This is a genomic window from Streptomyces sp. NPDC031497 (assembly GCF_055580905.1).
Genome location: NZ_JBVIKO010000020.1, coordinates 62773 through 80648 on the forward strand (window position 1 = coordinate 62773; position 17876 = coordinate 80648).

A 17876-nucleotide genomic window follows, 5' to 3' on the forward strand; every position below is an offset into this window, starting at 1 on the left:
GAGGAAGCGTTCGGCCAGCAGCTGCTGGCGCTGCTCAAGCAGCTGGACGCCACCTGCCAGGCCGCGGACGACCTCGCCGAGACCGCCGAGACCGCCTTCCACCAGCACGCCGACAGCGAGATTCTGCTCAGCTTCCCCGTCCTTGGACCCTTGCTTGGTGCCCGCGTCCTCGCCGAGATCGGTGACGACCGGACCCGTTTCGCCGACGCCAGAGCACTCAAGTCCTACGCGGGCTCCGCCCCGATCACCCGCGCCTCCGGCAAGAAGCACTTTGTCGGCCGCCGCTTCGTCAAGAACAATCGACTCATGCACGCGGGCTTCCTCCGGGCCTTCTCAGCCCTCCAGGCCTTCCCCGGAGCGAACGCCCACTGCCGACGTCGACGTGAACACGTCGACTGGCACAACGCCGCCCAGCGCCACCTGCTCAACCGCTTCCTCGGTCAACTCCATCACTGCCTCCGGAAACGGCAGCACTTCGACGAACAACGCGCATTCGCACCGCTCCTTCAAGCAGCTGCGTGACCTGGAAGTAGGTACGGATGAACGTACAGAGCCAGTTGCCGCCTTTGTGACCTGTCAGCCGGCGGTCGTCGGCGGTTCCGCGGTGCCCAGGATGAAGTTGCCGCCCACGGTCCGGACATCGGCTGACCACCCCAGCGTTGCGAGCTTGCCCGTGAGCTCGCCGGCGTCGTGGAAGACCTTCACGATGCGATACGGCTGACCGTCGTCGAGTCGGCGCAGCACCGCAGGGATGGGCTGCTGAGCGAGAACCTCCTCACGGGCGGCCTCTGCGGGCCCATCGTCAATGAAGATGGCTTTGCCGTTTGGTGCGAGCGCGCCGGCAACGGTGGCCCAGAAGCCCGGTAGGCGGGACGGTGGGATGTGGGAAAGCCAGAAGGCGAAGAACACGGTGTCGTAGCGGCGTGGGGGTCGCCAGGCGAACAGGTCGGCCTGGACGAACTGGACGTTGGGGGAAGCGACCCGCGCACGCGCGATGCTGAGCGTCTCCTCCGACACGTCGACGGCGGTCACGGAGCGGGCCCGGGCGGCGAGCCCCCTGGTCCACTGGCCTGTTCCGCAAGCCAGCTCCAGTACGTCCCCCACAATCGGGAGAGGGTCCGTCGCAGCCAGCAACTCCTGCAGTTCTTCACGCTCGGCGTAGGGCCGGTCGTATCCGCCCGCGTGGGCTCGGTAGTAGGCGATCTGCTCCGTTAAAAGGGCATCCTCATCGCTGTCCATGGCCGGGGACCCTACCGATCGGGTCACTCTCCCGTCCCGCTCAATGCGACACGGGATTCACCGCGACTGAAAGATCACCAGCTTCATGACCGCCGACTGTCGAGGGACCGCTTGACTTCTTCACCCCCTGAGATGTCTCCGAAGTTGCTCCGCGAGGCCGGTCGCGGGCCGGGGTCGACGGCCCGCTGTCGGTCCCGTGGTTCCATGCCGCCGGACACGGGCTCAGCCGGACGGCGTGGGTGAGGACCACACGCCGAACCACTGCTCGGCGCCGTACTCCTCGAAGTGCTCCACTTCGGTGAACCCGAGTTTCGCCGCGAGGCGCATGGAGCGGTCGTTGGCGGTCTGGGTGCAGAGCACCACCGGTTCACCGGGGAGCGCGGCGGCGAACCAGCCGAGTGCCGCCGCGCATGCCTCAGCGGCGTACCCGTGTCCCCACGCCTGCGGCAGGAACATGTAGCCGAGCTCGGCCTCCCCGGCATCCGGACGGACGTGCCCCGGACGCTCCGCGCCGCGCCGGTCGAGCGACCTCTGGTCGCCGGAGAGGGTATGCCGTCCCGGCGCGTGGAGCGGCCCCGTGGCCATCGGTCATTCGATCTCCCGTCTCGCGCTGCCGCAGCCGGCCGTGGCACGCCGCCCTGTCGTGTCGTCACCCAAGGGCGGGGCCGGTGTGTCGGTACGGGGGGCGTTCGCACGTTGGGCAAGCAGAGGGCCGGCAGCAGGGCGTGCGGAGGTGGAGCGCAGACTTGAGTCTCCTCCAGGGGGAGACGGGAAGGTGGGCTCATGGACGGCGGCACTCTCTGCTCGATCGGTGAACTGGCCCGGCTCACCGGGCTGTCGGTCAAGACGATCCGGTTCTATTCCGATCGCGGCATCGTGGCACCTGCCGGCCGCACTCCCGCCGGCTACCGGCGTTACGCCCCGGATGCGGTCGCTCGCCTTGCCCTCGTGCGGACGCTGCGGGAACTGGGACTCGGCCTGGACGTGATCCGGCGGGTCGTGGACCAGGAACTCACCCTCGGTGAAGTCGCCGCCGAGCATGCTGCCGCACTGGACGTGCAGATCAGCGTCCTGCGTCTGCGGCGGGCCGTGCTGACGGCCGCCGCCGAACGCGAGCCCACCCCCGAGGAGATGGAACTCATGCACCAGCTGGCCACACTGTCCGCAGCCGAACGCCGACGCACGATCGACGACTTCCTCGATGCCGTCTTCGAAGGCCTGCACAGCGGCTCCTACGCCGCAGCTCGGCGCTCCATGACACCCGAACTCCCCGAAAAACCCACAGATGACCAGGTCAGGGCGTGGGTGGAGCTGGCCGAGCTGTCCCTGGACCCGGACTTCCGCGTCACTCTGCGGCGTCTGGCCGAGGACCATGCGGGCAGCCTGGCCGAGGGCGCCCCCAGACACCCGCGCCCGGACGCGGTCGCCGTCGCCCGTGATGTCGTCGCACCGGCCGTGGCGTGCGGCATCAGGGCGGATTCGCCCCAGGCCGATCCGGTCGTCGCGGCGCTCACCGCTCGCTGCGCGCTCGTCCACGGCCGCCCCGATGACGCAGAGCTGCGCACGTGGCTGCTGCACCGCCTGGAAGCCGCGAGCGACCCCCGCAGGGACCAGTACTTGCAGCTGCTCGCGCTGATCAACGACTGGCCGGTACCGGAACGTCTGGCCCCGCTGGTCGACTGGTCCGTCACGGCTCTGCGGGTACGGGCAGCCCGATGACGCAACGGCCCCACAGTCCCGGCACGCAGCCAGATCCAGCCCTGAAAACGACTGAGGGTTCGTCCTGTCAACCGATGGCCAAGACCGCTGTACAACTGAGTGCGGACGCCACACCGACAGCCCCCGCTCTCGTACTGCGCCCCTGGAGCCCGGCGGACGCCGCCGAGCTGGTCGAGCTGTCTCGCGACGAGGCCATGCGCCGCTGGACGAGCTCAGCCGTGAACGACGAGGCGGGCGCGGCGCAGTGGATTCAGGACCAGCAACGGGGGTGGGAGACGGGCCACCACTTCGGATTCGCCGTCCTGGAATCCCAACCTGGAGGCGCTGGGGGACAGTTGGCGGGGCACGTGGTCCTCAAGGACGTCACCCCGCGCGTGTCGTCCGCCGAGGTCGGCTACTGGACCGCGGCGCATGCACGCGGCCGGGGAGTGGCGCCCCGGGCACTGCGGGCGCTGACGGACTGGGCCTTCACCGTCTTCTCCCGTGACGTGCTGACCCGACTTGTACTCCTGCACCAAGTGGACAACACGGCGTCCTGCCGTGTCGCCCAGAAGAGCCGGTACGAACTGACCACCCTCCTGCCCGCGGCACCGCCCGCATACCCCCTCGCCGGCCACGTGCACGTACGGCCGCGTGACCTGTGAACCAGCCGGGTACCTGCCCCTCGCCATGCTGCTGACGGCGCCCCCGAAGGCCGGCCCGGCCCGTTGCCAGGAGTGCTTCGTACGGCGGGCGTGGGCCGCTACTGGTCAGTGCGCGCGAGCTCGCAGGCGGCGCAGCATGCGGGGGTCCTCGAAGCCGACCGCGCGGGCTGCGGCATCGACCGTGGCGCCGTGGCTGATGAGGTGCTCGGCGCGTTCGAGACGGAGGGTCTGCTGATAGCGCAGCGGGGTGAGGCCCCCGGTGGCGCGGGTGAAGAGACGGGTGAGGGTACGTTCGCTCACGCCCACGGTCGCGGCCAGGGCGGACAGGGGCAACGGTTGGTCGAAGCGGGCGTCGAGCAGGTCCTGGGCGTGGTGCACGGTGTCGTCGAGGTGGGACCGGTGCCTGAGCATGGCGCTGGTCTGCGGTTCATTTCCGTTGCGCCGTGCGTAGACGACCATGTCCCGGGCCACCTGTGCGGCGACGGCGGCGCCGTGCCGGGTGGCGATCAGGTGCAGCGCCAGGTCGATGCCGCTGGCGATGCCGGCCGAGGTGACCACCCGGTCGTCGGCGGTGTACAGAACATCGCGAATGACCGTCGCCCTGGGGTAGCGGCGGGCGAGTTCGTCCTGCACATCGTGGTGGGTGGTGCAGCGGCGACCGTCGAGCAGTCCTGCTCTGCCGAGCGCCTCGGCTCCGGCGCAGACGCTGGCAACGGTCCCGCCCCTGGCGTGGTGGTCACGGAGGGACCGCAGGGAGGCCGCGCCGATGGCAGGACTGCCGACCAGCGTGGGTGCCCGCCAGCCGGGCACCACGATCAGGTCCTCGTGGTCGAGTTCGGGCCAGTCGAGCCGGGCCGCCAAGGGCAGGCCCTGAGCGGTGGGGACCAGTGGCTGCTCGGCGATGTAGCTGAGTGTGTAGGGGTGCCCGAAGTCGGAGGCCGTGGAGAAGACCTGCGCGGGACCTGCCAGGTCCAGCAGATGGAGTCCGGGCACCAGGAGAAAGACGATGTGGCTCACGATCCGGTCATCATGCCCGAGGTCCGGCCGCGGCCTCCAGCTGCCCGACAGTGGTGATGGTGGCGAAGCGTCCGGAAAGGGCGTACTCCGTGCGCCTGATGATCTCCTCGGCGCTCAGGGTGCGGGGGTCCGAGAGCAGTTCGTCGACGCTCTGGTCGGCGGGAGCGTCACGGTGCGGGATGGGGTTGGTCGCGGTGGCGTCGATGACGAAGGTGACGAGGTAGCCGAAGTCGCTCGCGACGCGGGCGGTGGTCTCCACGCACTGTTCGGTTCGGATGCCGCAGACAGTGAGCTCGTGGATGCCGTGCTCTGTGAGGATCTGCTGCAGGTTGGTCGTGGTGAAGGCGTTGTGCGAGGTCTTGTGGATCAGCGGTTCCGTGTCCCGGCGCTGCAACTCCTCCATCAGCCGGACATGTCCGAGGGCGGGGTCGAAGACACCGCCGCTGCCGGGCTCGGAGTGCAGCACCCACACCACCAGGTCCCCGGCCTGGCGGGCGAGCCGGACCAGCCGGTCCACCTGGCCGGCGATCTTCGGGTCGGAGATGGTCTCCCACAGCGGGCGGGCGCGGAAGGATTCCTGGACGTCGATGACGATCAGTGCTCGGGTCATGTCCCCAAGCCTGACCGGTGGGGCTGGAGCGGCGACAGGCCTCATCGGGTCCGGGAACGGACCGATCCGGTCACAGCTGCAGCCGGTGAACCCCCGCTGGGCATCGGCCACCACGCTCCGGCTTCGACGCGCGGGCGGCCCGGTCAAGCGCGGTGGAGAACGCTTCGTGCAGGACGGCCGCCCGCGGACAAGCGGGGCGCCTTCCTCGCCGGCGACGGCATCTCCTGGACGGCGGGCCGGGCCGAGGGTGCCCTCCAGACCGCGCTGAACGCGGTCTGGGGCGTCATGGCAGCACTTCGGCGGTACGACCGACCGGACCGACCCGGGTCGGAGACCTCTCCGACGAGATCGTGCCGGTCGAACTCCCCGCGGACCGAGCGAGCCGGTCAGAATCCTGCCGCACGGGCCGCCGAGAACACTTCGGCGGCCACGTCCTTCAGTTCCTGCGCGTCCCGCGCGGCCCACGAGACGTCGACCAGGAACTCGTCGAGGCCGATCTCGGCGTAGGCCATCAGATCGCTGACGATCTGCTCGACGTCACCCTGGAAGGGCTGGCGGTCCGGCCCCTCGTACCGCTTGGCGGTGTAGTCCGGGTTCACGCGCACCACCGTCCGCAGCGGCCGGGTGCGGCCCCGCTCGGCCGCGAGATCCTGCAACTGGCGCCAGTGAGCGGCCACCTGATCGGGGCCGTCGGCGTACGGCAGCCAGCCGTCGGCGTGGTCGACGAGCCGGCGCATCGCCCGCGGGGTGTTCGCCGGCAGCAGGATCGGGATCGGCCGGGCCGGCTTCGGCCCGACCACGGCCGAGGCGATCCTCGTGATCCGGCCGTCCTCGTAGACCACCGGATCCGGACCCCACACCGCCCGGCACACCTCGAGCATCTCGTCCATGACCTTGCCGCGCTCCTCGAACGGACGCACCCCGGCGGCCGCGTACTCGTCGAGGGACCAGCCGCTGCCGAGGCCCGCGACCACCCGGCCGTTGCTCGCCGCGTCCAGAGTCGCCAGGGACTTCGCCAGCTGGAAGGGGATGTGCAGCGGCGCCACCAGTACGGCGGTGCCCAGTTCGACCCGCTCGGTGGCCGCTGCCGCGAGCGTCAGTGTGACCAGCGGCTCGGCCACGCCCCGGTAGGCGTCCGGCCAGGGCAGGCCCGGGACGCCGTACAGGGGCTGGGTCTGGGGTTCCGGGAACAGGGCCCGTTCGTACACCCAGAGGCTGTCGTATCCGATGGCCTCGGCGGCGCGTGCCACGTCGGGCACGTCCTTGCCGAGGTTGTACTGCCGATTCTGCGGGAGACCGATTCCGAGCCGGGTCGTCATGCCGGTGCGCTCCTCTGTAGTTGGTTGCGCAATCAAGTTAACGTTGTCTCAGTGAGGTTGGGGCGAGACCCGGCCGAGGTTGGTCTGAACGGATTCCTCAGTCGGGAACAGGACGGCAGCATCCGGCCCGCCGGTCCCACGACTCCGGCCAGCCGCTCGGTGAACTCCTCGACGAGGTCCTCGAACCGGCGCGGCAACCGCGGCGCTCGCGCCGCCGACCAGGTGGTTCGTCCTCCAGGTCGGCCGGTTCGCAGTCGTCAGTGGTGGGACAGCATGCGCAGCATGTCGGCGTATTCACCGCGGGCCTCGGCGAACCGCACCGGTTCGACCGCCTTGACGAGGATCTCATCCGGTTGTTCGCCGGAGCCGAGGATGCTCATGACCTCATCGAGAAAGGCGTCGAGGGGCATGGCGGTTTCCGAGTCCTCCTGCCCCATCAAGGCGGTGCGCACCGCCGGAGGCACCAATTCCAGGACTTCGACGCGGGTGTCCGCCAGTTGGACGCGCAGGCTCTCGGTGAAGGAGTGGATGGCGGCCTTGGTGGCGTTGTAGGTCGGTGCGATCGGGAGGGGGACGAATGCCAGCCCGGAGGACACTGTCATGATCGTCGCCCGAGGCCGGGTGGCGAGGTGTTCGGTCAGAGCGGCCACGAGGCGGATGGGGCCGAGGAGGTTGGTCGCCACCGTCGCTTCCGCCGTGTCGAGGAAACCACCGCTGTGAAGGTCCTCCGGCAGCATGATGCCGGCCATCGCCACCAAGACGTTGAGGTCGGGGAAGCGTTGCAGCAGTTGCGCGGTGGCGTCCTGGACGGCGACCGGGTCGGTGACGTCGAGTACGACGGATTCGATGCCGGGGTTCTCCGAGACGATCTGTGCCAGCCTGTCCTCGCGGCGCCCGGAAACGATGACCCGGTTGCCTGCCGCGTGCAGCCGCAGTGCGAGGCCGAGACCGATGCCGGAGGTCGCTCCGGCGACGAAGATGGTGTTGCCTGTGGCATTCAAGGGGTTCTCCGACTGTGCTTGGTGATGTGGGGGCAGCGGACGAGGGGGGATAACGGGATCTACCTGCCGGCGCCGGGTGATGGGGGCGCCGTTGGAGAGCAGGTGTCGCTCGTCTGGCACGGGGAAGAGCCGTGCCACGGTCGCGGCGGACTCTCCCGCACTTAGTAATTCAAACGCTCGCTTGAGATTATGGGGGACGATGCGGGCTGTCAAGCCGCTGTTTGAATTGATTGGTCGCGCAGTGGGGGAAGGCCTGTGTGCGGCCGCGTTGCCGCTGGTGAGGCTGCTTCTGCGATAGTGATGATCCGGCATGGTCGGGTTCGGCCTCGGCTCGCGAGGTGACTGTTGACAATGTACTCAAGCGCCTGCTTGAGTACATTGCATGACGAGGGCGGAAAAGGCGGATCTGCGCCGGGAGGCCGGGCAGCGCACGCGGGACGGCCTGCAGACGGCCGCCCTGGAGTTGCTCGCGCAACGCGGCCAGGAGGGCGTGACACTGCGCGAGATCACCGATCGCGCCGGAGCCAACGTCGCCGCGGTGAGCTACCACTTCGGGTCGCTGAAGGCGCTGTGCGACTCCGCGATAGAGCACGCACTGGAACGGTACCTGGACGCGCAGCTCCAGGAACTCGGTTCGCTTGACTCCACCGCGACGCTCCACGAGGTGGCGACAGCGTTCGCCCGGCCGATGATGCGCGCACTGGCGGCCGGAGGACAGGACCTCGCCGTGATGCGGACCGTGGCGCGGGTCGGCATCGATCCGCCCCAGGGGTGGGAGCGGCTGAACGGCAAGTTCGACCACAGCCGCCGGGAGGCCCTCCGGGTGCTGGCACCGAACCTTCCCGGAGTCGACGAGCACGAACTGATCTTCCGTACGCGCTGCGCGGCCGGCCTGCTGAACTGGCTCGCGCTGGCACCCATCGGCACCGAGCTGGCCGCCATGCCCGCCGAGCGGATCGAGCGGCGGCTGGTCCCCGTGGTGGCCGGAGCCTTCCGCGGGGACGCCCCCGTCGACAGCTGACCAGCCCAAAGGCCCCCGGCATCCGGACGACTCGAACGACTGCCGGCCAAGGAGGCGAAGGGAGCCTGCCTCGCCCAGCTCCGCCGCGGCGGAGCTGGGCGAGGCAGGCGGGCACCGGGGCCCTTCCCGAGGCCCCCGACCGACCGGATTCCCGGCGTCAGCCGATACTCAGATCGTCGATGTAGCCGCGATAGCCACCTGTCGCGCCCGGCCGGTCGTAACCGACGAGGATCTTGCTGATCGCCTGCCCCGCCTTGACCTCGCCGAGGTTCACGGTGACGTGGTTCCACGTGTCGAGCACGAGACGGCCGCACTGGTCGACCGGATGGACGCCGGAGCCGGACTGGTCGGTGGCGCCCGAGTCCCGTAGATCACTGCCGTCAGTGAAGATCAGGTCGACGGCGACGCAGGCGCTGCTGTTGTCGGATCCGGCGGGCACCCACGGAGTGGTGGCGTCGGACTGCGGGAAGATCCAGTAACTGAGGGTCGTGTCGCCGCGGACGGTGAGCGGCGCGCCGTTGAAGCCGTAGACCTGCAGGTAGGCGTGGTCGTACGATCCGCCGTTGGCGTAGCCCGAGTACATCATCGAAGCGTCGCCCGTGTGGGCCTGTTCGCCCGCGCGGACGTCCGCCTGGGGACCCGTGAGGCCGCAGCACAGGCCGGTGATGCCGTAGTTGCCGTCGCCCTTGGTGTCGACGTTGTCGACGGTGTCGGTCCAGGTCGGCTGAGGCTGTCCGGTCTCGAAACCCGTGGTGAGGGAACCGGTCGTCGCGGCCTTGGCCGGCTGGGACAGCTCGTGCCGGACGGTGGCCTCGCCGGTTCCGGCCGGGGCGAGGTCGATGGTCTCGCCGACCTTGGTGTGCAGCTTGATCGTGGTGCCGGAGAGGGTTCCCCTGTGGGCGCCGTCCGCGTAGTACTCCATGGGCTTGCCGGGCCAGGGGTTGGTGAAGGTGAGGTTGCCGCCGGACCGGCTGGTTATCCGGACGTATTCGACCGCGTTGCTCCGGATGCTGCTGGAGACCTCGAAATCGCCGTAGGCGAGCAGGCCGCCGAACTTCGCGTTCGAGCCGGCGGGCCAGTTCGGGAAGACCTTGATGTCGTGCTGGAAGGACTGCAGGAGCATCTCGTCGAGCCCCGAGGTGGTGACGTTGAGGTTCTCGACGCCGCCGCCGTAGTGGTGCACCGCCATGTTCGGGTACGAGTGGGTCGTGGCCTCGGCGTGCAACTCCTCCATCAGCGTGCTCGGGTTGTAGCCGACCATCGCCGCAGCCGCGTACAGGGTGGCCGGGGAGTTGTCGCTGTGCCAGTTGTTCAGCTGCGCGACGGTGTTGCGCGCGGTGTGGAGCAGGTCGGCGGAGTCGTTCAGTCCGACCTGCAGGCCGGGGTAGACGGCCTGGACGGCCACGTCGTTGCCGTCGGTGACCCAGCCGGAGCCCTCGGAGGTCTGCCGGAAGACGGTCTGGCCGTTGCGCGTCATCGTGGGCAGCGGCGCGAGGTGGCTGTCGATGTGCCGCCAGGTGGGGACGAGCGAGTCGTTGATGTGCAGGTCCTCGCTCATGTCGATCAGGCCCTGGAACAGCAGGTGCACCAGGCCGAGGGACAGGATGCTGTTGGTCTGCGGGTAGACGCCGCCTTCCTGCGGTGCGTCGTTCTCGATGTTGTACGTGCCCGTGGCCGCGTCCCAGGTCAGGTAGTCCTGCCAGAAGAGGCCGACCTGCTGGAGGTAGGGGAGGACCTTACGCGCGTAGGAGGCGCTACGGGTGTACTCGTACTTCATGACCATGTCGCTGGCGAAGTTCACGGCGTCGGACTTCTGGTTGTAGAGGTCGTCGGCGGCGCTGGTGCCGTTGGGCGAGATGCCCACGGGATAGAGGACGCCCTTGTAGCCGGCCGCCGCGGCCTTCGCCTTGCCTCTCGGCATCCAGTCCAGGATCGGGTCGTCGTAATTGCCCATCTGAGCAACGTGGTTGGTCGACAAGGACGGGTAGAACGCCGCTTCGTAGTTGTAGTTGGCGTGATAGTCGCCGTACCAGTTCATGGCCCCGGTGGTCCAGTTGCCCCACAGGCCCGGAGCGTACTTCCCGGCGCGTGAGACCGAGCCGAGCAGGTAGAGCGAGCCGTACCAGCTCTTCTCCACGGCCTGGTCGGGGATCTGCACGAACGACCGGGACCAGTACGCACGCCACCAGGACTCATGAGCCGCGTACAGCTTGGCCAGTGAGCCGGCGGTGAGCGCGGCTGCCGCCGAGTGGGCGACGGACTGGTAGCGGGGAGTGTCGTGGCTGCTCTGGATCGCCGCCGCGAGGGTGTACGTCACGCCGGGCCGCAGGGTCAGGCTGATGCGGTTGCCCGACGGCCTCGCGGCGGTGCCTCGCACACTTGTCGCTATACGGGCGTGGGGGTTGCCCGGCGCGTCGGTGGTGCCGGCCCGCACATCGGCGTCAAGTACGCCCTTCTCGCCGGACGTTGCCGGTGTCTTCCCGAGCCCGTCCTGCACGGTGACGGTCGCGTCCTGCGCGTGCGAGCCGGACAGCCGCAGCGTGGTGATGAAGAGGTTCTGGGTGGCCGAGACCCAACTCCTGGACGCGAGGCGCTGGTTGCCGAGCGTGTAGGTGCCCTCGACCCGCGCCTGGGCGATGTTCTGTACGACGTGGTGGTCGGCGCCGGCGAGGCCCGGGACGGCGAGCACGATCCGGCCGAGGGGCTCGATGCCGTTGGTGGCGGTGGAGAAGAAGTCGTTCTTGCCGAGGTAGAAGGTCTGGTCGTCGATGGAGCCGCCGACCGCGACGCCGACGTCGCCGTTGCCCATCAGCGGGGCGTCGACCGTCTCGCCGTTCGACAGGATGGTGGGCGGGGAGTCCCACTCGCCCTTGAACTGTGCGACGGTGCGCAGGGCTTGGGCCGTGGTGGGATCGCCGGCGGTCTGTACGGATGCCGGTGGGGATGCTGCGGCGGGCGTGCCGCCTTGGAGGGTTGTCAGGCCCAGGGCCACCAGGGCGGAGGCCAGCAGGGTGCTGATGTGGCGCCGGTGACGAAGTGAGGATGTCACTGCGGTGTGACCTTTCTGCTCATCTTTCATCCGGGGTGCCGCTCTTCCTGAGCGGGCGTTTCGGAGCGGTCCAGATAGGCCGCGCCCAGCAACGGGGCCTGGGCCGGCCGGTCCGCCGGGGTGACGGCGATCCGTCGGTTGCGGTCCGGGTCGGCTTCGACGAGCCCCGCTCGCAGAGGTTCGGCCACGAGGTCCCAGGCCCGCGCGATGGCTCCCCCGACCACGAGAACCGTCGGTTCGAAGGCGGCGAGCAGTGGACCCAGCACTCTTCCCAGGGCCCCGAACGTCTCGGTGAACACGCTCGCCGCCGCCCCGTCCCCCTCCCGTGCCCGCCGGGCGATCTCCCGGACGTCGGGCGGCGACGCACCCGTGGCCCGTGCGTAGGCCCGCCGCAGGGCACGTCTGGACACGGTCTCCTCGATCGGCTCGCCCGCGTACCGCAAGGTGTGAAGGCGGCCGTCGGGCGGGACCCCGGGCCCGTGCCGCAGGATGCGGCCGTCGCGCAGGAAGCAGGAGCCCACCCCGGTGCCGAGGGTGATCCCGGCGACCGATCGGTGCCCGCGTGCCGCCCCCGCCCACCACTCACCGAGCACGAACGCGTCCGCGTCGTTCCAGAAGCTGACCGTGGTGGCGCCGGGCAGCGACGCCGTCAGGGCGTCCCGGAGATCGAACCCGCGCAGGGAGTCGAACTTGCCGACCCCTTCGTACCGTCCGATCCCGCGCTCGTAGTCGAAGGGCCCGGGCAGCGCCACGGCCCACGGACCCGCACTCCGGCCGGAGAGGCGGGCCGCGCAGCGGACGAGGGCGGACAGTATCTCCTCGGCACCGCCGTCACCGTCCAACGGCTCACGGAAGGACCGGCCGGACCGCAGACGACGCGTCCCGACGTCCACACGCGCCGCGGTCACGTGCGTACCGCCGACCTCCAGCACCGAGACGACGCTCCCGCCGCCGGGTCTCATCGCACCAGCGCCTTCACATAGCGCACCGGTCCCGCGCCGAGGGCCCGCACGCGGTAGGCACCGACCGAGGCGGGCACGGTCAGCGTCTCGGCGTAGGCCAGTTCGAAGCCGGGCCCGCCGCTCGTCTCCAGCAGGATTCCGTCGCCCTCCACGACGTTGATGACATGGAATCGGTGGTCCGTGTCGTCGTCCGCGACGGCGTCCGGCGCCAGTTCCATGCGCCGGACCTCGAAGAACATCTCCGGGAGCCGGCCGATGACGTCCTCGCGCCAGCCGTCGCCCGAGCGCAGGGTGCGCGGCCGCTGGACCAGGTCCCGCGCCACGGCCTCGCCCGACCGGGCGGGGTCGAGGTTCTCGAAGGCATGGCCCACGTGGACCGGCCGCTGGTTGCCTTCGCGGTCCTTGCGCAGCCAGTCGTAGAGGCGAAGGCTGTACAGGTACGGCGTCGCGCTGATCTCCAGGACGACGTTGCCCTCGCCGCTGCCGTGCGGGGTGCCGCCCGGGATGAGGAAGAGCTGGTGCTGCTCGGCGGGGAAGGTCTGGACGTGGCGCTCGATGTCGAACGGCACGCCGTCCTGGACCGCGCGGTCCGCCTCCCGCCGGAAGGCGGCGAGGTCGGCGTCCTGGCGCAGGCCGAGGAAGACCTGACGGCCCGGACCGCCGAGCATCATGTAGTAAGTCTCGTGCTGGGTGTACGGCCACCCGAAGACCCGCCGCATGTAGTCCGACCGCGGGTGGCAGTGGACGGACAGGTTGCCGCCGCCGACGGTGTCGAGATAGTCGAAGCGGATCGGGAACGAGGTGCCGAACGCCGCGTGCACGCTGTCTCCGAGGAGCTCCTCGGGATGCACGGCGACCAGTGCCTGCAGGGGGACCTCGACCCGGGGGCCGTCCGGCGTGCCGACGAGGATTCCGCTCTCCGGCGCGATGAGTTCGTAGCCGAGCGCGGTGTTGGCCGCCGCACGGTTGAAGCCGAGCTGCTCCTGGGCCCAATGCCCGCCCCAGGATGTGGTGTTGAAGGTCGGGCGGGTACGGAAGGGTCGCCCGGCCAGGTCGGCGAGAGCCTCGCGCAGGGCGGCGCCCTCCAGCCAGGCCGGAGCCTGCGGGTCCTGGGTGTCCAGCCACAGGTCGACCCCGCTGACGAGGCTGTCGCGGTGCCGGTCCAGGACGGGCCAGTCGATGTAGAACAGCCGGCGTGTGGTGCCCGCTCCGGTACCGGCCGGCTGCCCCAGGTTGCGGCCCGTCCCGCCGGTGATCCCGGCCTCGGCGTACCGCTTGGGCAGATCCGCGTACCAGAGCCTGTCGTACGACACCAGGGCCGCCCCCGGTCCGAAGACGACGGTGACGGTGTCGGCGGGGGCCTCGGGCCGCGGCACTCCCGTGAAGAAGTCGGCCAGCCCGGCCCGGGACAACGGGGCGAAGTCCGGGTCGTCCGCCAGCTCCGCGGACGCGGTGAGGGCGAGGACGTCCGGCCAGGGGGCGAAGTGCTCGCGCATGTCGATCTGCTTCGCCGTGATGTCGCGGGCGGCCAGCGCGTCGCGGATGCCGCCGGTGACCGTCTCCCAGTCGACGGCCACCGGGCCGTCGACGGCCAGGACCAGCCCGGGAGCGAGCCCGGCGACCGCGTCCCGGTATCCGACGCCGACCTCTCCTGTGATGCTGTGGCAGGGGTCGGCTTCGTAGCCACGAACTCCCGGCATGACGATGTCAGCCTTTCTGTGGTTCCAACCATGAGTGCGGCGCGGGTCGTTCAGGCGACCGGGCCGAGCTGCGTGAGCGTCCCGACACCCTCGACGGACAAGGTGGCGGGCAGCAGGGCCGGGGCCCCGCCGCCGGTCGCGAACGTCGGGTTGATGTCGAACAGGGCCGAGAGCACCGCCTCCGCTCCGGCCGCGCCCGCGATGTTGTCGCGGGTGGCGGTGCCACGCTCGGCCACCCGGGCCCGGTACCGCCCGTCCGCGCCGGTGACGATCTCCATGGCCTGACCCCACAGCCCGCCCGAGGCGGCGGAGGACAGGTCGCGCAGGAGAGCGATCGCGCGGTCACGATAGCCGAGGCGGGCCAGACCGTGGGCGGTGACGCCGGGCCAGGCGGCGAAGGCGCCGGCCGCGCCGTGGTCGGGACGGTCGGAGGCGGCGGCGATGGGATCGTCGGGACTGAGTGCCCGCATCCAACCGCCCACCAGCAGACGGCCGGTGACGAAGTCGGCCATCTCCCGCCGTATCCCGTCCGGGAGTTCGCCGTGGAGGGCCACCGCGACCAGACCGAAGTCCAGACAGTGCCCGATCGAGTCGGTTCCGTCCGGGCGGAGTATCTGCCAGCGGCCCGATCCGGCGTACAAGTCTGTCAACACGTCGGCCAGTTGACCGGCCTCGGCTTCCGCACGGTCGGCATCCTCGTCGCGGCCGAGCCGTCGGTACAGTCCGGCCAACGAGCGCGTCGAGGCCACGTAGGCACCGTTGAAGGAGGCGACGACACCGGTGTAGGTGGGCACGCACTCCAGCAACTGCCATGGATCGGCGCCGAAGTCGGCGAGTACGCCTCCGGTGGCCGGGCTCCGCCGCTCGCGCCACCCCAGGCCGAGCCGCTCCAGATGCCCGAGGACCGTTGTCCCGCCGGTCGTCTCGCCGAGAAAGGCGAAGTCGCCGCTGACACAGACGTAATGCTCGATGAGCCGGAACAGGGCGTAGTCGGTGGAGCTGTAGGCGTTGCCCAGGGGCCCGCCACCGAGGTTCTCGACACCGAAGGAGTCGCGGTAGGGACCGGCCAGGACCCGCAGCAGCCAGGAGCGCAGTCCGGCCGGCTCCAGCAGGGCGTACAGGCGGCTCCACTCGCAGTGGTCCCAGAAGTAGGTGGTGGTCGGCCCGAGCCGGGGGCCGCCGGTGAGGAACACCGGTTCGCCGGGCCGGATGCGGATGTTGCGCAGGTACAGCGCTTGCAGGGCGCCCATGTAGTAGGTGCGCGCGAGTCCGGGGTCCTCGGTGGTGAAGGTCGGCAGGTGCCCGGAGAAGTCGGGGTTGCCCGGGGTGAACATGCCGGCCCACAGCCGCCGCCAACCCTCCTCCCCGGCACGTGTCGTCGCCTCGAAGTCCTCGGCGGCGGCGCGGGCTTGGGCCGAGACGGCGTCGGCGTCGGTCCCGTACGCGCAGGCGACCCCGATGGTCACGCTCCCGCCGGGCTCGATCAGGCGGCTCCACCTCGCCCGGCCGCCGGCGCCCTCGGTCCGCAGCTCGCCGGGCGGCCCGGCGAAGGCGTAGACGGCGTGCGCCGGCGAGCGGGAGTCCGCGAAAGCGACCGTGCCGTCCTCGATGCGGGACGCCCAGCGGCGTGACTCGGTCCAGTGCCGGGTACGGGCGATCTCCGAGCCCGCGAGACGCAGCACGACACGGTCGGCTTCGACGTCCACGCGGACGTGCTGCCAGTCCCCGACGGGGAGTTCGGTGTCGGTGGACTCCCGTTCCCCGGTGATGCCGAGCCACAGCCGGCCGTCGTCGACACCGATCTGGAGCGAGTCGGGGTGGTTGCCGTGCGTGAGAACCGTCCCGGACCGCCCCGCCGTGTCGAGCCGCAGCTCGAATTCGATCGTCAGGCCGGGGGACAGGACGAAGGGGGCCCGAGTCGTCTCGCCGTCGGGCGTCAGCGCGATCGGCTCGTCGGCGGCCCGCAGGATCACCTCGCCGTCGGCCCCCGCCACCCGAAGCCCGCGTACGGCCCCGGCCACGCCGGCCCGCGGCTCCGGCTCCTTGTCGTGGCTGACGTGCGCGGGGAGCGCGTCGTCCAGGAGCATCGGGCCGTGGTCCTCGTCGCGCTGGATCCCCGGGACGCGGGGCTTGCCCAGGCGAAGGCGTCGTGGTGCGGGGGAGAGCAGGTAGTGCGGCTCGCCCCCGCCCGTGGTGGCCCGGATGCGCTCCAGCGCCATGAAGTCGTGGTGCATGCCGTGATTCCACGGACCGTCGTACAGCCACCCGTACCCGACCTCGGAGTGGGCGGCCATCGCGAAGAGGTCCTGGGCCAACTCGACCGACCTGGCCTCACCGCTCTCGTTGCTGATCTCGATCCGCCACAGGAGCAGATCCCGGGAGAGCGCCATCCGGGTGTCGCTGGTCAGCAGCAGCCCGTCGTGGCGTCGGTGTTCGCGCAGCACCCCCCACGGCTTCCACAGGAACCGCTGCGCGGCCGGGACGTGGCCGTCCAGGTACAGCTCGCCGGTGTGGTAGCCGAAGGTGAACGGCGGGGCGGCCAGCCAGGACAGGGAGGTCAGGTCGTGGTTGACGTGGGCCTGGCCCTGCTGGTTGCGCAGGGAGGGCAGGTGCGCGATCTCGTCCACGCCGACCCAGTGCCCGGCGACGTCGTCCAGGTCCGGGACACCCGTCCTGCCGATGCCCACGGCCCGCGCGTCGGTCTTCGTGGTCACTTGGTCGCTCCCGAGGTCAGTCCGGCGATGAACTGCTTCTGCAGCGCGAGGTATCCGGCGACGGGAACGACCGCTGCCAGGAGCATCACGCCGAACAACTGGGCGTAGTCGGTGGAGAACTGACCGACCGACAGATAGAGCCCCGTGGTGATCGTCTGGCCGTGCAGCGGGCCCAGGATGAACTGCGGATTCATGAAGTCGTTCCAGATCCACAGCGACAGGAAGATCGTGACGGTCGCGGTGGCCGGGCGCAGCAGCGGCATGACGATCGTCCACCAGACCCGCAGGCTCCCGGCGCCGTCCACGGTCGCGGCCTCGATGATCTCGCCGGGGACCGACCGCAGGAAGCCGGAGTAGACGAACACCGCGAACGACAGATAGCCGCCGCCGACGTTGGCCAGGACCAGCCCCGGATAGGTGTGGTTGAGGTGCAGGAAGGTCAGGATGCGGATCGTGGGCAGCAGGATCACCGCGGGCGGGATCATCAGACCGGCGGCGAAGCCCGCCAGGACGATCCTGCGCAGCCGGGCCGAGCGGCGCGACAGCCAGAAACTCAGGGCCGCGCCCAGCGGGATGATCAGCAGCACCGAGACGACCACGGTGACCGCGGAGTTGGTCAGCCCGATCTGGACGATCCGGTCGGGCCGGGAGAGGGCGTCCGTCAGGTTGTGGGTGGTCGGCGGGGCCGGGGGAGCGGCCGGATCGTGGACGATCTGGTCCTGCGTCTTGAAGGCGTTGACGATCGTGAGGTAGACGGGGCTGACGAAGGCCAGCGTGAGCAGTGCCGCCGCCACGAGGTGCCCGCGCGTGGTCCAGGCACGGCGGTGCCCGCGCGGCAGGGGTACGACCAGAGGCGTTGCGGTTCGCCTCCGGGCCATGGG

At 70.3% G+C, this 17876-nt stretch carries 14 protein-coding genes and 2 pseudogenes; 5 read left to right on the top strand and 11 right to left on the bottom strand.

The window, feature by feature from the left end:
* The first annotated feature begins 123 nt into the window (after nt 1-123).
* Nucleotides 124-522, top strand: a complete 399-nt coding sequence (locus tag ACZ5K7_RS33775) for a transposase (RefSeq protein ID WP_468919721.1) — start codon at nt 124-126, stop codon at nt 520-522.
* A 54-nt stretch (nt 523-576) separates the two neighbouring features.
* Here the strand turns inward: ACZ5K7_RS33775 and ACZ5K7_RS33780 are convergent, their stop codons facing one another.
* The gene (locus ACZ5K7_RS33780) at nt 577-1239 is read right to left on the bottom strand and encodes a class I SAM-dependent methyltransferase (protein ID WP_468919412.1); all 663 of its coding nucleotides are present in this window, start codon (nt 1237-1239) and stop codon (nt 577-579) included.
* A 222-nt stretch (nt 1240-1461) separates the two neighbouring features.
* Nucleotides 1462-1767: pseudogene (locus ACZ5K7_RS33785) on the bottom strand (GNAT family N-acetyltransferase); the annotation flags it as partial.
* Between the two features lie 255 nt (nt 1768-2022).
* Between ACZ5K7_RS33785 and ACZ5K7_RS33790 the strand changes: the two are divergent.
* Entirely contained in the window at nt 2023-2958 is a 936-nt protein-coding gene (locus ACZ5K7_RS33790) for a MerR family transcriptional regulator (RefSeq protein WP_468919415.1), read from the top strand.
* Nucleotides 2959-3032: 74 nt separating this feature from the next.
* Nucleotides 3033-3602 carry a GNAT family N-acetyltransferase gene (locus ACZ5K7_RS33795; RefSeq protein WP_468919418.1) on the top strand — a complete coding sequence of 190 codons (570 nt, stop codon included), beginning with the start codon at nt 3033-3035 and terminating at the stop codon, nt 3600-3602.
* A gap of 105 nt (nt 3603-3707) precedes the next feature.
* Here ACZ5K7_RS33795 and ACZ5K7_RS33800 read toward each other — a convergent pair whose 3' ends face one another.
* Both ACZ5K7_RS33800 and ACZ5K7_RS33805 read right to left on the bottom strand, forming a co-directional pair.
* The gene (locus tag ACZ5K7_RS33800) at nt 3708-4619 is read right to left on the bottom strand and encodes a GlxA family transcriptional regulator (protein WP_351710786.1); all 912 of its coding nucleotides are present in this window, start codon (nt 4617-4619) and stop codon (nt 3708-3710) included.
* A gap of 10 nt (nt 4620-4629) precedes the next feature.
* Nucleotides 4630-5229: an isochorismatase family protein gene (locus ACZ5K7_RS33805; protein ID WP_468919422.1), complete on the bottom strand. Its 600-nt coding sequence runs from the start codon at nt 5227-5229 to the stop codon at nt 4630-4632.
* 63 nt (nt 5230-5292) lie between these two features.
* Here ACZ5K7_RS33805 and ACZ5K7_RS33810 point away from each other — a divergent pair.
* Nucleotides 5293-5603 (top strand): annotated as a pseudogene (locus tag ACZ5K7_RS33810) (amine oxidase); the annotation flags it as partial.
* A gap of 12 nt (nt 5604-5615) precedes the next feature.
* Here the strand turns inward: ACZ5K7_RS33810 and ACZ5K7_RS33815 are convergent.
* Together ACZ5K7_RS33815 and ACZ5K7_RS33820 are read right to left on the bottom strand one after the other, a co-directional pair.
* Nucleotides 5616-6548 (bottom strand): LLM class F420-dependent oxidoreductase, encoded by a 933-nt coding sequence (locus tag ACZ5K7_RS33815; RefSeq protein ID WP_468919425.1) that lies wholly within the window; start codon nt 6546-6548, stop codon nt 5616-5618.
* Between the two features lie 257 nt (nt 6549-6805).
* Nucleotides 6806-7549: an SDR family oxidoreductase gene (locus ACZ5K7_RS33820; RefSeq protein ID WP_468919724.1), complete on the bottom strand. Its 744-nt coding sequence runs from the start codon at nt 7547-7549 to the stop codon at nt 6806-6808.
* Between the two features lie 382 nt (nt 7550-7931).
* Here ACZ5K7_RS33820 and ACZ5K7_RS33825 point away from each other — a divergent pair, with 382 nt between their 5' ends.
* Nucleotides 7932-8570 carry a TetR/AcrR family transcriptional regulator gene (locus ACZ5K7_RS33825; RefSeq protein WP_468919428.1) on the top strand — a complete coding sequence of 213 codons (639 nt, stop codon included), beginning with the start codon at nt 7932-7934 and terminating at the stop codon, nt 8568-8570.
* 157 nt (nt 8571-8727) lie between these two features.
* Here ACZ5K7_RS33825 and ACZ5K7_RS33830 read toward each other — a convergent pair whose 3' ends face one another.
* Genes ACZ5K7_RS33830 through ACZ5K7_RS33850 form a run of 5 tightly spaced genes read right to left on the bottom strand, consistent with a single transcriptional unit; the run spans nt 8728 to nt 17873 of the window.
* Nucleotides 8728-11619, bottom strand: coding sequence for a glycosyl hydrolase family 95 catalytic domain-containing protein (locus tag ACZ5K7_RS33830; protein ID WP_468919431.1), 2892 nt, complete (start codon nt 11617-11619; stop codon nt 8728-8730).
* A 26-nt stretch (nt 11620-11645) separates the two neighbouring features.
* Entirely contained in the window at nt 11646-12581 is a 936-nt protein-coding gene (locus tag ACZ5K7_RS33835; protein ID WP_468919434.1) for an ROK family protein, read from the bottom strand.
* Complete coding sequence (locus ACZ5K7_RS33840) at nt 12578-14281, bottom strand: class I mannose-6-phosphate isomerase (protein WP_468919437.1); 1704 nt, start codon at nt 14279-14281, stop codon at nt 12578-12580. The genes ACZ5K7_RS33835 and ACZ5K7_RS33840 overlap by 4 nt, the downstream gene beginning before the upstream one ends.
* Before the next feature lie 50 nt (nt 14282-14331).
* Nucleotides 14332-16995: a hypothetical protein gene (locus ACZ5K7_RS33845; protein ID WP_468919439.1), complete on the bottom strand. Its 2664-nt coding sequence runs from the start codon at nt 16993-16995 to the stop codon at nt 14332-14334.
* On the bottom strand, nt 16992-17873 hold the full coding sequence (locus tag ACZ5K7_RS33850) for a carbohydrate ABC transporter permease (protein ID WP_468919441.1): 882 nt from the start codon (nt 17871-17873) through the stop codon (nt 16992-16994). Before ACZ5K7_RS33850 ends, ACZ5K7_RS33845 begins: the two co-directional genes overlap by 4 nt.
* Nucleotides 17874-17876: the final 3 nt, after the last annotated feature.